We start from the raw sequence: 12,791 nt of genomic DNA on the forward strand, positions 1-12,791 counted from the left end.
ATCTACTCCTGTGGGCACCCCACCACAAGAGCTAACGAAGTACTATTAGGTCCCGTGACTGATTCCCCACTTCTCATCGTCGGGCTGGGTAACCCGGGCGCCAAATACGCCGACACCCGCCACAACATCGGATGGCTGCTTCTCGACGAACTCGCCTCCCGCATCTCCCCCGTCCCCGCCAGCTTCGCGGTGCACAAGCGCACCAACACCGAGATCGCCGAGGTCCGCCACCGCGGACGCCGGCTCATCCTGGCGCGGACCCGCAGCTACATGAACGTCTCTGGCGGACCGGTCAAGGCGCTGGCGACCTTCTTCAAGATCGCCCCAGCCGACATCGTCGTCGTCCATGACGAGCTCGAGCTCGACTTCGGGCAGATCCGCCTGCGCACCGGCGGCGGCGACCACGGGCACAACGGACTGAAGTCGGTGACGAAATCGCTGGGCACGAAGGAGTACCAGCGGCTGTCCATCGGCATCGGCCGCCCGCCCGGTCGGATGGACCCGGCCGCCTATGTGCTCAAGCCCTTCAACCGGCAGGAGGCCGGGGAGCTGATCTTCATCTGCTCTGATGCGGCCGATGAGCTGGAACGCAGCCTGTAGAGAACGCGGAACGCCCCGTTCTCGGTTGAGAACGGGGCGTCGATAAGCGGGTGGCTAGATGGTCAGCTCTTCTGCTACCACACCGGCCTCGCGCTGGGCGATGACCTTGTGGATGTTGTACTCCCACTCCTGCAGCTCAACCGGCAGCTCGCCCTTCGACGGGTCCTGCAGGTACTCGCGACGCTCGGCGTCGTAGTCCCACAGCCAGTCGGCGTAGCGGTACCAGCCGGAACGCTCGGCGTTGCGGAAGGTTTCGTTGCGGATGAGACGGGAAACGCCGTCGACGTGCCACAGCTCGCCCCAGAAACGGCCGATGGTCTGGATGCGTGCACAACGCGGTGCGCGCTCACCGGAGACCTCGCGGAGGACCTCACCCCAGTTGAGCTCGCCCTTCGCGGCGGCCTGGGAGGCGTAGAGCGCGAGGCACTCGGCATCCTCCATGGCCATGACGGCGCCGGAGGCCAGGTACTGCAGCGGCGGGTGCGCGGCATCGCCCATGACGATGATGCGGTCGGAGACGACCCAGTTCTCCAGCGGCTCACGGTCGGCCATCTGCCACCAGGTGTCCAGCCACATGGAACCGAGACGGCCCTGGACGAACTCGTTGGTGTGGCCGAAGGCGTTCTTGAACTCCTCGTTGTTGCCCCAGTCCTCGGGGACCGCGGTGCCGTCGGTCAGAGCCTCGAGGTAGCGCGGGGACTGGAAGACAGCCACCTGGTTGAGCAGCTCGCCGTGGCGCAGCGGGTACTGGATGAAGTGGACCCGCGGGCCGATGTAGCCGACGACGTCCTTGAGGTCCTTCATCTCCGGGTCGCTGGGCAGCTCGGAGGTGCCGCGGTAGGCGACGTAGGCGGACGGAACCGGATCGTCCTGGACGATCTCCTTGCGGAAGACGGAGTGGGTACCGTCGAAGGCGATGAGCATGTCGCCCTCGACATCCTCCTTGCGTTCCTCCGTGCGGTGCTCGATGTGCACGGTGACGCCGTCCTCACGGGTGTCCGCCCCCAGGACCTGCACGTCATTGTGCAGGGTGGCGCCGGCCTCCTGGGCGGCCTCCACGAGGATGGACAGCAGGTCCGAGCGGTGGATGACCAGGTACTTGCCGCCGTAGTGCTTCTCGAAATCATCGTCGAAGTTCATGGTCAGGATCGGCTCGGTGGTGATGGCGTCGCGGAACTGCATGCGCTCCGGGAGGTAACCGGACTCGAAGACACGCTCCTTCAGGCCCCACTTCTCCAGCATCTTGACGCCGTGCGGACCGATCTGCAGGCCGGCCCCGACCTCCTTGAACTCGGGGGCACGCTCGTAGAGCGTGACGTCGGCACCGCGCAGGGAGAGCGCGAGTGCGCCGGCGGCACCACCGATACCTCCACCGGAGATGATGATCTTCTGGCCCTTGAGGTCCTCGGAGGCGGTCAGGATGTTTTCAGACATAGGAGACTTCCTTTCAACGGAAATGTGGGGAAGAGACTAACGGTTGTCCGCGGGCATGTTGATGACCCTGGTCGTCGGGTTCTCCATCCGGCGGTGGATGAAGAACAGGACGATCAGCGACACCGAGGACAGCAGCGCAGAGGCGCCGAAGAGGATGAAGTTCGAGCCGACACCCAGGTTCCAGTTGAGCAGCAGGCCGGCCAGCTGCGGTGCCACGACCGCGCCGATACGTCCGACGCCCAGTGCCCAGCCCAGGGCCGTACCGCGCAGGTTGTGCGGGTAGAAGTTGGCCACTGCGGCGATGATGAGGATCTGCGTGCCGTGGGTGCCCACACCGGCGAGCACCAGGATGAGGTACACGGCCACGATGCCCGGCTCAGACAGCAGGAGCAGCAGTGCGACACCGGCGACACCGGCGGCGACCGCACCCGACTTCAACGGACCGAAGCGCACACCCGCCCAGGCGGTGACCACGGAACCGAGGATGGCACCGAGGTTGAGGGCGAGGGTGAAGTTCAGGGCCGCGCCGAAATCATAGCCCGCCTGCTGCATGAGACGCGGCAGCCAGGTGCCCAGGCCGTACCAGGCCAGGAGGGTGACGAAGGTGGCCAGGGCGAACCAGATGGAGATCATCATGTACTTGCCCACCAGCAGATCCTTGAAACCCGCCGGCTCGTCAGCTCCCTCACGGGCGGCGTGGTCATCACGGATCGCCTGGTCGGAGGGAATGACCTTCATGGCGATCGGCAGACCGATGACGATCGGGATCAGTGCCAGGAGGAACATGAAGCGCCAGCCCCAGTCCTCGTGGGACGGGACAATGAACTGGGCCAGGACAGCGGCGATGGAGCCGCCCAGCGGAACACCGGACATCATGACGGTCGCCCACGCGGACATGTAGCGGCGCGGGACGAGGTCGGAGGTCATGGCGTTGACGGAGGGCACGAGTCCGCCGAGACCGATACCGGCCAGGAGACGGAACCCACCGAACATCCACGGGTTGATGGCGAAGGCACACAGCAGCGTGAACACAGACAGAATGATGACGGAACCGATGACCGCGAATTTGCGGCCGACCCGGTCGGAGAGCCTGCCGACCCAGACCGCACCGATGACCATGCCCAGGAAGGCGGTGGAACCGATGGTGCCGGCCGTGGCCGAGTTCAGATCCCACTCCTCCATCAGCTCAGTCTGGACCGTGCCGTAGACGATGAGGTCGTATCCGTCGAAGACAACGAAGAACCAACCGATGAGGACAGCGGCCAGCCTCTTGCCACTGATTCCGAGGATAGTCAGGCCACGGTTGTTGCCGCCCATGGCAGGTGCGTCTGTGTCACCCGCCGTTCCAGCAGTGATTTGCCCGCTCTGCGGGTCTTGGGAGATAGGAGCCATAGGGACATCATCCGCGTGATGGGAGTTACAATCAAAGTTATTCCACATGACGGAAGGCGATATGACGATGAACCCCGCTCCCACCCATGGCCCACCCCCGAGGGAATTCCTCCAGTCGGTGGACCTGTCCCTCACGCTGATCCTCATGCTCCGGGACCAGGGCACCCTGGCCATCTCCGCGGCCGCCGAGCAGCTGAAGGTCAGCCCCTCCACCGTCCACCGCTCCATGGCGATGCTCGTCTACCGCGGCTTCGCCACCCGCAGCGAGTCCCGCACCTACCTCCCCGGCCCCGCACTGCTCTCCTCCAGCCTGCAGCCGGGCGTGGGCAACGAGCTGATCTCCGCCTGTTCGGCACACCTGACGGCGATTGCCGCGGAGACCGGGGAGACCACCCATCTCATGGTCCTGGTGGGCAATAAGGTGCATTTCCTCCACACCGTGGAGGGCAGCCACCCGGTCCGGGTCGGCAGCCGGCGCGGCCAGGTCATGCCCGCAGAGCAGAATGCGGGCGGCCTGGTGATGCTCGCCGAGCGGTCCGCAGCGGAACTGCGCGCCCTCTACCCCTCCCTCCCCGACGCCGAATTCGAGAGTCTGCGCAGGCAGCTGCACAGAATCCGCAGCCGCGGCTTCTCCCTCAACCACGGTCTCTACGAGCACGATGTCTCCGCCGTGGCCGCCTGCCTGCGCAATGACCTCGGTGACGTGCTGGGGGCGGTTTCGGTGGCCACGCCGACCGGACGATTCCGGAACGTCCACCGCCGTTGCGCTGAAGTTCTGATGAAACATGCGCGGGACCTGAACTTCCGCCTGGAGGAGGTGCGGACGACTCCGCTGCCCCTCAAGGGGTAGAAAAAATTACCCCCTGAAACTTTTTCCGCGGTACGGAATATCTTTGAGTCACACTTTTCCGACGCATATGTTTGACCTCACAACCACCCCTGCACCCGGCCTCTGCCGAGTGCACCATTTGATGCAGGAGGTTCAAGCATGAGCGAGAGCACCGACTACTCGAACAAGCACGTTGACTTCGTCGCCCCCGAGCCCACTCCGGAGGAGCAGGCCGAGCTCAACGACATGTACGCCAAGATGGACGATCTCCAGATGAAGCCGCTGTGGAACCAGATCGGCGGACTCATGCCGAACGAGCCGGACCCGCAGGCTGTCGCCCACCGCTGGGACTGGTCCGAGCTGATCAAGCTCGCCCGCCGCTCCGGTGAGCTCGTCCCCGTCGGCCGTGGCGGCGAGCGCCGCGCCATCGGCCTGGCCAACCCGGGCCTGGGTGGCCCGACCTACATCGCCCCCACCCTGTGGGCGGCCATCCAGTACCTGGCACCGGGTGAGAACGCCCCGGAGCACCGCCACTCCCAGAACGCCTTCCGCTTCGTCATCGAGGGCGAGGGCGTCTGGACCGTCGTCAACGGTGACGCGGTCCCGATGAAGCGCGGCGACTTCCTGCTCACCCCGGGCTGGAACTTCCACGGCCACCACAACATCGCCACCGAGCCGATGGCCTGGCTGGACGGCCTGGACATCCCCTTCGCGTACCAGATGGACACCGGCTTCTTCGAGTACGGCTCCGAGAAGCTCACCGACGAGTCCACCCCGGACTACTCCCGCTCCGAGCGCCTGTGGGCCCACCCGGGCCTGCGCCCGGTTGCTTTCCCGGGTGCCACCACCTCCTCCACCATCGGCCGTTACGCCTGGGAGCACACCGACGCCGCCCTCAACGACCAGCTCTCCCTCGAGGACGCAGGCTTCCCCGGCGTCGTCGGCCCGGGTCACGCAGCCATCCGCTACACCAACCCGACCACCGGTGGCGACGTCATGTCGACCATCCGCGCTGAGTTCCACCGCCTGCGCCCGGGTGCCTCGACCACTCCGATCAAGGAGGTCGGCAACCGCGTTTTCCAGGTTTTCGAAGGATCTGCCACTATCAAGGTCGGTGACCAGACCTTCGAGATGAACCACGGCGACGTCGTGAACATCCCGTCCTGGAAGCTGTGGTCCCTGGAGGCCGGCACCGACGGTGTCGATCTCTTCTGCTTCTCTGATCACCCGATCTTCGAGAAGCTGGACCTCGCTCGTACCTACACTCCGGAAGGAATCTAAACCAACATGCGTCTTGCAACCATCCGCTCCACCCAGGGCACCTTTGCCGCCCGCGTCGAGTCCGACAACACCGCCGTGAAGATCGACGGTTTCGCCAACGTCGGCGACCTGCTGCAGGAGGACAACTGGCGCGAGGTGGCTGAGAAGGCCGCCGGCGAAGAGGTCACCTTCGAGCAGGCCGACCTCGAGGCCGTCGTCCCGGCCCCGAAGAAGATCGTGTGCGTCGGCCTGAACTACGCCAACCACATCAAGGAGATGGGCCGCGACCTGCCGACCCACCCGACCCTCTTCGTCAAGTACCCGGACGCGCTGACCGGACCGTTCGACGATGTCCTCGTCCCGGAGTACGCCAACGCCGAGCTGGACTGGGAAGGCGAGCTGGCCGTCATCATCGGCAAGCGCGCACGTCGCGTCAAGGAGGCCGACGCCGCTGATTACATCGCCGGTTACGCCGTCATGAACGACTACACCATGCGTGACTACCAGTACCGCACCCTGCAGTGGCACCAGGGCAAGTCCTTCGAGAAGAGCGCCGGCTTCGGTCCGTGGATGACCACCGCCGACTCCTTCGAGTTCGGTGGCGAGCTGGCCACCTACCGCGGCGACGAGAAGATGCAGACCACCCCGACCGATGACCTGGTGTTCAACCCGGCTCAGCTGATCGAGTACATCTCCCACATCTACCCGCTGGATGCCGGCGACGTCATCGTCACCGGCACCCCGGGCGGCGTCGGCCACGCCCGCAACCCGAAGACCTACATCGGCGACGGCGACGTCGTCAAGGTCGAGATCGAGGGCCTGGGCTACGTCGCCAACAAGACGGTGTTCGAGTAATGAACTCCTTCCACGATCTGTCCATTGAGGAGCGCCTCAGCCTGACCCGCCGTGGCACCGCCCACTACTCGGGCCAGCTGGCGCTCATCGACAACGCCGATTTCGGCCGCGACACTCTGCTCCCGGGCTGGACCGTGGCACACCTGGCCGCTCATGTGGCCTACAACGCCGCCGCACTCTGCAACCTCATGGAGTGGGCGGAGACGGGCGAGGAGAAGCCCATGTACTCCTCCCCGCAGGCCCGCAACCAGGAGATCGCCTTCGGCGCCACCCTCCTCCCGGACGCCATCCGCAACCTGCACGACCACACCCTCGTGCGTCTCGACGTCGCCTGGCGCGACGCCGGCGACGCCGCGTGGCAGGCAGAGGTCAAGACGGCCCAGGGCCGCACGGTCCCGGCGTCGGAGACCCTGTGGATGCGTACCCGCGAGGTCTGGCTGCACGCCGTCGACCTGGGTGTCAACGCTGGTTTCAGCGACATCCCGGAGGTCATCCTGGCCACCCTCCTGCCGGAGATCGCCGGCAAGTGGCGGGGCGGCGGTGCCGGTGAGGGCCTGGTCCTCGTCAACACCGACTCCGGTGAGCGCATCGAGGTCTCCCCTGGTGACAACACCGTGGAGATCCACGGCTCCCTGCCGGGTCTGACCCGCTGGGCCGCCGGCCGCGGTGCCCAGGGCGTGACCAGCCCGCAGGGCGAGGTGCCCGCACCTCCCCGCTGGCTGTAGAGACCCCGGCAACAGCGAAACCGCCCGGTCCCCTTCACGGAGGCCGGGCGGTTTTATACGTTCTCACCAGCGGCGGGCGTCCTTGAGTTTTTGTTTCAGTTCCGCCGTATCCCCCTCGAAGGCGCCGGCCTTGAGCAGCCGGGTGTAGACGACAGGGCATTTTTTGCAGCGCGGGTTGGAGCGGCAGCACTTCTTCTTGGTCTTCCATCCTGCAGCGCTGACGGCCTGGTGCTTCTTGTTGTCCTTCTTGTTCCTGTGCTTGGCCGATTTTTTCTTGCCCATGTACAAAGCGTAATCCCGGCGGTGGCTGCCACGCCATCCGCCGGGATTTCTTCACCGCTTCGTGACCGGAACTACTTCAGTGCGACAGCCTCAAGGCGGCGCGGGTAGATCTCCGGGCGGGCGCCGGCGAGCTCCTCGACGATACGGACCACCTGGTTGGAGTAGCCGAACTCGTTGTCGTACCAGACGTAGAGCACGAGGTGCTTGCCGCTGGCGATGGTGGCCAGACCGTCGACGATGCCGGCGTGGGTGGAGCCGACGAAGTCTGTGGAGACGACCTCCGGGGAGTGGATGTAGCTGATCTGCTGGCGCAGGTTGGAGTGCAGCGAGACCTTGCGGAGGAAGTTGTTGACCTCGTCCCGGTCGACCTCGTTCTCCAGGGTCAGGTTGAGCACCGCCATGGAGACGTTCGGGGTGGGGACGCGGATGGCGTTTCCGGTGAGCTTGCCCTCGAACTCCGGCAGGGCCTTGGCGACGGCCTTGGCGGCACCGGTCTCGGTGAGCACCATGTTCAGGCCGGCGGCGCGGCCACGACGGGAACCCTTGTGGAAGTTGTCGATGAGGTTCTGGTCGTTGGTGAAGGAGTGGACGGTCTCGACATGGCCGTGGACGACGCCGTAGCGGTCGTTGATGACCTTGAGCACCGGGGTGATGCCGTTGGTGGTGCAGGAGGCGGCGGTGACGATCTTCTCGTCGCCGATCATGGCCTGGTTGATTCCGTAGACGACGTTGATCAGGTCGCCCTTGCCCGGCGCGGTGAGCACGACGCGGGACACACCCTTGGACTCGAGGTGCTGGGACAGGCCCTCGCGGTCGCGCCAGCGGCCGGTGTTGTCCACGACGATGGCGTCGTTGATGCCGTAGGCGGTGTAGTCGACCTCGGCCGGGGAGTTGGAGTAGATCACCTGGATCCTGGTTCCGTTGGCCCAGATGATGTCGTTCTCCTCGTCGACGGTGATGGTGCCGTCGAAGGCGCCGTGCACGGAGTCGCGGCGCAGGAGGGAGGCGCGCTTGACGAGGTCGTTGTCGCTGTTCTTGCGTACCACGACGGCGCGCAGGCGGACACCGCCGTAGGTGGCCTCGCGGGCGATGAGGATGCGGGCCAGGAGACGGCCGATGCGGCCGAAGCCGTAGAGGACGACGTCGGTGGGCTCGGTCTTGCTGTGGGTGCCGACGACCTCGGCGAGCTCCTCATCGAGGTAGGCGCGCAGGTCGGTGCCGCCGGACTTCTCGAAGCCGGTGGCCAGGCGGCCGATGTCAAGCGAGGCGGTGCCGAGGTTCATGTCGACGAGCTCGCGCAGGATGGGCAGGGTCTGGGTGAGCGGGAGCTCACGGTCTGTGACGCGACGGGCGTAACGGTGCGACTTGATGATGTCGGTGTCCTTCACGCCGACGAGGAGTCGTCCGAAGATGGAGACGACCACATCGTTGTTGCGGTGCAGTTGGCTGATCAGCGGCAGCATCTCCTGAGCTAGAGCGACTTTCTCGTTCCAGTCGATCTGATGGTTCTGCTCAGGCTGCGCGTTGGCGGTCACTGCGGTTCTACCTCCGGGTGTAAGGGGGAAACTTCCCCTTGACTCTAGCCTGAAAACTTTTATTCATACCATCAGACGTGATAGAAGCTCGGCTACGGTGCCTTCGGTGAGCTTCTCGACACCCTCCCCCACCAGACAGTAGGGCTGCTCCAGCGTTAATGGCCGCAGGTAGGGGTAGACCGGTGGCATGTCCGGGTGCTGCCGCGTGTAGTCGGTCGTCAGGCCACGGGCCACGCGTCCGCTGAAGGCCCGGCTGGCCACGGAGGTCCCGCCCGCCCGGAGCAGCTCACGGTTGGCTGCGGAGGTGCCGGCTTCCTCGGTGAGGAGGAAGGCGGAGCCGCAGGCCACGGCGACCACCCCGGGCAGTGCCAGCATGGCGGCGGCATCGGCACGGTTGCGGACACCCCCGGCGGCGACCAGGGGGAGGTTCACGTCGATGGCACGCACCAGCTCAGGCAGCGGCCGCTGGTCAGGATCCTCCGCCACTGTCCAGGTTGAGCGGTGTCCGCCGGCCTCCGGCCCCTGGACCACCAGCGCATCGGCCCCCAGTTTCGCGGCGGTGCGCGCGTCCTCCGGGTTGGTCACCGTGATCCAGGCGGCGATACCCCGGGCATGCAGTGCCTCGATCTCCGCCCGACTGAAAGGGCCGAAGGTCGCGGAGACGACGGCGGGCGGGTGCGGGGCGTCGAGAAGCGCGGCGAATTTCGCGTCGAAGCCGTTGCTGAGGTCCACCTCGGGGAGGGGGCGTCCGGCGGCGATGCGTTCGACGTCGGCGAGCGAGGTGAAGGGAGCCTGGCGGGTGAACAGGTTGACGCCGTAGGGGCCGGTGACCTCCGCCAGCTGGGCACGCAGGACAGCGGCGGGTGCGCCACCGGTGGCGAGGAAACCCAGCGAGCCTGCTGCTGCGGCGGCGTTGACCAGTCGGGGTGTTGAGGGGCCACCGGCCATCGGCGCGATGATGATCTGCGGGATATCCATGTGTGAGACACTAACGGACGTGTTCAAGCTCCTCGATCTGTTCCGCCGCAAGAAATCGACCCCCGCCGCGGCTCCCGCACAGCGGGATCTCAGGGCCGACTGGATCATCCTCGGCCTGGGCAATCCGGGACCGAAATACGCCTCAACGCGCCACAACGTCGGCTACATGGCGGTCGACGACCTGCTGGCGGCGGACGGTGACCTGCTGGAACCGGTACCCGGGGTGAAGGCGCTGGCCGCGCAGCTGCGCCTCGGCGAGCAGGATGTGCTGGTGCTGCGTTCCACAACCTTCATGAACCTCTCCGGCGAGGCGGTGGCCCCGCTGGCGCAGCAACTCGGGGTGCCGGCGCAGCGGATCATCGTCATCCACGACGAGCTCGATCTGCCCACGGGGACGGTGCGGGTGAAACTCGGGGGCAACGAGAACGGCCACAACGGCCTGAAGTCCTGTTCCGAACTGCTGGGCACGCGCAATTACCTGCGGGTGCGCATCGGTATCTCCCGTCCGCCGAAGGGTATGGCGGTGCCGGATTACGTGCTCTCTCCCGTCGAGGGCGGTGCAGAGCTGGACGCCGCGGTGGCCACGGCCGCCGAAGCCACCCGGATGCTCGTGGAGCAGGGACTGGACAAAACGCAGAACGAGATCCACGCCCGTTAGAATCCTCATCCCTGTTTCATGGTGGTTTCATCTGCGGGAGGTGTGATGGGGGTGTGCCGGAAAACCGGACACTCCCTCCACAGACAAGGATGCCGTCATGAACTTCCAGGCTCTGCTGTCCCTCTTCGGACTCTCCTCCCGGATCGACTGGGATGACTGGGACGACCTCTTCGACGACTAGCTGATCCCCGCCCAGCCGCTGCCGCCTCCGGTGTGACCCGGGGGTACGGCAGCGGCTACGCTGTATTCATTATGAGCACCACTGCCGAAGCGGCCCGCCGCCGCACATTCGCCGTCATCGCGCACCCGGATGCCGGTAAGTCCACCCTGACGGAGGCGCTGGCCCTGCACGCGCACATCATCTCCGAGGCGGGTGCCACACACGGCAAGGCCGGCCGCAAGGCCACCGTCTCCGACTGGATGGAGATGGAGAAGGACCGCGGCATCTCCATCGCCTCCTCCGCCCTGCAGTTCGAGTACGCGCCCGAGGGACACGCGGGTGAGCCGTACATGATCAACCTGGTGGACACCCCGGGTCACGCGGACTTCTCGGAGGACACCTACCGTGTGCTCACGGCCGTTGACGCTGCCGTCATGCTCATCGACGCCGCGAAGGGCCTCGAGCCGCAGACCCTCAAGCTCTTCCGCGTGTGCAAGGCACGTGGGTTGCCGATCATCACCGTGATCAACAAGTGGGACCGTGTCGGCCGGGAGCCGCTGGAGCTGGTCGACGAGATCGTCCGCGAGATCGAGCTGCAGCCCACCCCGCTGTTCTGGCCGGTGGGTGAGGCCGGTGACTTCCGGGGCCTCGCGCGCGTCAGCGAGGAGGGTGAGGTTGAGGAGTACATCCACTTCACCCGCACCGCCGGTGGTTCCACCATCGCCCCGGAGGAGTTCTACTCCCCCGATGACGCCGCCGCACGTGAGGAGGAGGTCTGGGAGACCGCCGTCGAGGAGGCCGAGCTGCTGGCCGCCGATGGTGCAGTCCACGACCAGGGCCTCTTCGAGCAGTGCGTGACTTCCCCGTTGATCTTCGCTTCCGCGATGCTCAACTTCGGCGTGCACCAGATCCTGGACACCCTGTGCGCCATCGCGCCCGCCCCGCACGAGCGGGCGAGCGATCCGGCGGCGGTGGCGGCGTCGACAAGCGCGATGGATGAGGTCCGCGAGCTGGACGACGAGTTCTCCGGCGTGGTGTTCAAGGTGCAGGCGGGCATGGACCGCAACCACCGCGACACCCTGGCCTTCATGCGGGTGGTCTCCGGCGAGTTCGACCGTGGCATGCAGGTCACGCATGCCCAGTCGGGTCGTAGTTTCTCCACCAAATACGCGCTGACCGTCTTCGGCCGCACCCGCGCCACCGTGGAAACCGCCTTCCCGGGCGATATCGTCGGCCTGGTCAACGCCGGTTCCCTGGCCCCGGGTGACACGATCTACGCGGGCCGCAGGGTCCAGTTCCCGCCGATGCCGCAGTTCGCCCCCGAGCACTTCCGTACGCTGCGGGCGAAGTCGCTGGGCAAGTACAAGCAGTTCCGCAAGGCGCTCGAGCAGCTGGATTCCGAGGGCGTGGTGCAGATCCTGCGCAACGACGTCCGCGGCGAGGCGAACCCGGTCATGGCCGCGGTCGGCCCCATGCAGTTCGAGGTCATGCAGGCCCGCATGGAACTGGAGTACAACGTGGAGACGATCACCGAGCCGGTGCCCTACTCCGTGGCGCGGCGTACCGATGCTGAATCGGCCGCTGAGCTTGGCCGTCAGCGTGGCGTGGAGGTGTTCACGCGTACCGACGGCGAGCTCATCGCCCTGTTCGGCGACAAGTGGAAGCTCGCCTTCATCGAGCGCGAGCTGCCGCACCTGACGATGGACCCGCTGGTGGCGGACGACTGACATGGCGCTGTTCCGCCGGAAGAAGCTTGTCGACGTCCCCGCGCACCTCACCGAGGTCGCGCTCGGGCACCTGCAGGTGCACACGGCCGAGTCCCTGGTGATCATCACCCTGGGTGTAGCCGATGTGCCTCTGCTTCACGATGCCCTCAGCTCCCCCACCGCCCTGTCCGCGGCGGACAAGCGCGTGGTGCTGGTCCCGGTGAAGGATTCCCGGCTGGTGCCCGCCCACGACCCGAAACGCGGCTGGATCATCCCGGTCACCCGTGACGTGGCCGCCGAGATCACCTCGACGCTGCAGGCGGAGCCGGGTGGCTATGAACTCGCCGGGCTCAACGTGGCCTTCATCGTGGAATAGC

Annotated in this window: 13 protein-coding genes; 8 read left to right on the forward strand and 5 right to left on the reverse strand. The window is 66.1% G+C overall.

Annotation, left to right across the window (positions count from 1 at the left end; genetic code table 11):
- The first annotated feature begins 54 nt into the window (after positions 1-54).
- Positions 55-600, forward strand: coding sequence for an aminoacyl-tRNA hydrolase (gene pth, locus NYP18_RS11985; protein WP_259428440.1), 546 nt, complete (start codon positions 55-57; stop codon positions 598-600).
- Between the two features lie 54 nt (positions 601-654).
- Here pth (NYP18_RS11985) and NYP18_RS11990 read toward each other — a convergent pair whose 3' ends face one another.
- Both NYP18_RS11990 and NYP18_RS11995 read right to left on the reverse strand, forming a co-directional pair.
- Positions 655-2,034, reverse strand: coding sequence for an FAD-dependent monooxygenase (locus NYP18_RS11990; RefSeq protein WP_259428441.1), 1,380 nt, complete (start codon positions 2,032-2,034; stop codon positions 655-657).
- Positions 2,035-2,070: 36 nt separating this feature from the next.
- Positions 2,071-3,351 carry an MFS transporter gene (locus NYP18_RS11995; protein WP_259428442.1) on the reverse strand — a complete coding sequence of 427 codons (1,281 nt, stop codon included), beginning with the start codon at positions 3,349-3,351 and terminating at the stop codon, positions 2,071-2,073.
- Between the two features lie 121 nt (positions 3,352-3,472).
- Between NYP18_RS11995 and NYP18_RS12000 the strand changes: the two genes are divergently transcribed.
- The 4 genes from NYP18_RS12000 to NYP18_RS12015 all read left to right on the forward strand — a co-directional run bounded on the left by NYP18_RS12000 (position 3,473) and on the right by NYP18_RS12015 (position 7,095).
- Complete coding sequence (locus NYP18_RS12000; RefSeq protein ID WP_259428443.1) at positions 3,473-4,276, forward strand: IclR family transcriptional regulator; 804 nt, start codon at positions 3,473-3,475, stop codon at positions 4,274-4,276.
- A gap of 138 nt (positions 4,277-4,414) precedes the next feature.
- Positions 4,415-5,536, forward strand: coding sequence for a cupin domain-containing protein (locus NYP18_RS12005; RefSeq protein ID WP_259428444.1), 1,122 nt, complete (start codon positions 4,415-4,417; stop codon positions 5,534-5,536).
- A gap of 6 nt (positions 5,537-5,542) precedes the next feature.
- Entirely contained in the window at positions 5,543-6,370 is an 828-nt protein-coding gene (locus tag NYP18_RS12010; protein WP_259428445.1) for a fumarylacetoacetate hydrolase family protein, read from the forward strand.
- Positions 6,370-7,095 carry a maleylpyruvate isomerase family mycothiol-dependent enzyme gene (locus NYP18_RS12015; RefSeq protein WP_259428446.1) on the forward strand — a complete coding sequence of 242 codons (726 nt, stop codon included), beginning with the start codon at positions 6,370-6,372 and terminating at the stop codon, positions 7,093-7,095. The genes NYP18_RS12010 and NYP18_RS12015 overlap by 1 nt, the downstream gene beginning before the upstream one ends.
- Before the next feature lie 63 nt (positions 7,096-7,158).
- Here NYP18_RS12015 and NYP18_RS12020 read toward each other — a convergent pair whose 3' ends face one another.
- From NYP18_RS12020 to NYP18_RS12030, 3 genes are all read right to left on the reverse strand, one after another.
- On the reverse strand, positions 7,159-7,377 hold the full coding sequence (locus NYP18_RS12020) for a hypothetical protein (protein ID WP_259428447.1): 219 nt from the start codon (positions 7,375-7,377) through the stop codon (positions 7,159-7,161).
- A 71-nt stretch (positions 7,378-7,448) separates the two neighbouring features.
- Positions 7,449-8,912, reverse strand: coding sequence for a glyceraldehyde-3-phosphate dehydrogenase (locus tag NYP18_RS12025; protein ID WP_259428448.1), 1,464 nt, complete (start codon positions 8,910-8,912; stop codon positions 7,449-7,451).
- 63 nt (positions 8,913-8,975) lie between these two features.
- A complete protein-coding gene (locus tag NYP18_RS12030; RefSeq protein ID WP_259428449.1) occupies positions 8,976-9,890 on the reverse strand; it encodes a nitronate monooxygenase in 915 nt (304 codons plus the stop codon).
- Here NYP18_RS12030 and pth (NYP18_RS12035) point away from each other — a divergent pair.
- From pth (NYP18_RS12035) to NYP18_RS12045, 3 genes are all read left to right on the forward strand, one after another.
- On the forward strand, positions 9,889-10,548 hold the full coding sequence (gene pth / locus NYP18_RS12035; RefSeq protein ID WP_439648095.1) for an aminoacyl-tRNA hydrolase: 660 nt from the start codon (positions 9,889-9,891) through the stop codon (positions 10,546-10,548). The two genes, NYP18_RS12030 and pth (NYP18_RS12035), sit on opposite strands and share 2 nt — an antisense overlap.
- A 252-nt stretch (positions 10,549-10,800) precedes the next feature.
- On the forward strand, positions 10,801-12,435 hold the full coding sequence (locus tag NYP18_RS12040; RefSeq protein ID WP_259428450.1) for a peptide chain release factor 3: 1,635 nt from the start codon (positions 10,801-10,803) through the stop codon (positions 12,433-12,435).
- A 1-nt stretch (position 12,436) separates the two neighbouring features.
- On the forward strand, positions 12,437-12,790 hold the full coding sequence (locus NYP18_RS12045; RefSeq protein WP_259428451.1) for a hypothetical protein: 354 nt from the start codon (positions 12,437-12,439) through the stop codon (positions 12,788-12,790).
- The last annotated feature ends 1 nt before the right edge of the window (position 12,791 follow it).

This window comes from Corynebacterium lemuris (genome assembly GCF_024919295.1).
In the GTDB taxonomy this organism is placed as follows: Bacteria; Actinomycetota; Actinomycetes; order Mycobacteriales; family Mycobacteriaceae; genus Corynebacterium; species Corynebacterium lemuris.

Excerpts from the sequence above, each read along its gene's own strand:
- NYP18_RS12005 (WP_259428444.1), top strand. The coding sequence starts at position 4,415 with ATGAGCGAGAGCACCGACTACTCGAACAAGCACGTTGACTTCGTCGCC.
- NYP18_RS12045 (WP_259428451.1), top strand. The coding sequence starts at position 12,437 with ATGGCGCTGTTCCGCCGGAAGAAGCTTGTCGACGTCCCCGCGCACCTC.
- NYP18_RS12015 (WP_259428446.1), top strand. The coding sequence starts at position 6,370 with ATGAACTCCTTCCACGATCTGTCCATTGAGGAGCGCCTCAGCCTGACC.
- pth (WP_439648095.1), top strand. The coding sequence starts at position 9,889 with ATGTGTGAGACACTAACGGACGTGTTCAAGCTCCTCGATCTGTTCCGC.
- NYP18_RS12030 (WP_259428449.1), bottom strand. The coding sequence starts at position 9,890 with ATGGATATCCCGCAGATCATCATCGCGCCGATGGCCGGTGGCCCCTCA.
- NYP18_RS12040 (WP_259428450.1), top strand. The coding sequence starts at position 10,801 with ATGAGCACCACTGCCGAAGCGGCCCGCCGCCGCACATTCGCCGTCATC.
- NYP18_RS11995 (WP_259428442.1), bottom strand. The coding sequence starts at position 3,351 with ATGGGCGGCAACAACCGTGGCCTGACTATCCTCGGAATCAGTGGCAAG.
- NYP18_RS12010 (WP_259428445.1), top strand. The coding sequence starts at position 5,543 with ATGCGTCTTGCAACCATCCGCTCCACCCAGGGCACCTTTGCCGCCCGC.
- NYP18_RS12020 (WP_259428447.1), bottom strand. The coding sequence starts at position 7,377 with ATGGGCAAGAAAAAATCGGCCAAGCACAGGAACAAGAAGGACAACAAG.
- NYP18_RS11990 (WP_259428441.1), bottom strand. The coding sequence starts at position 2,034 with ATGTCTGAAAACATCCTGACCGCCTCCGAGGACCTCAAGGGCCAGAAG.
- NYP18_RS12000 (WP_259428443.1), top strand. The coding sequence starts at position 3,473 with ATGACGGAAGGCGATATGACGATGAACCCCGCTCCCACCCATGGCCCA.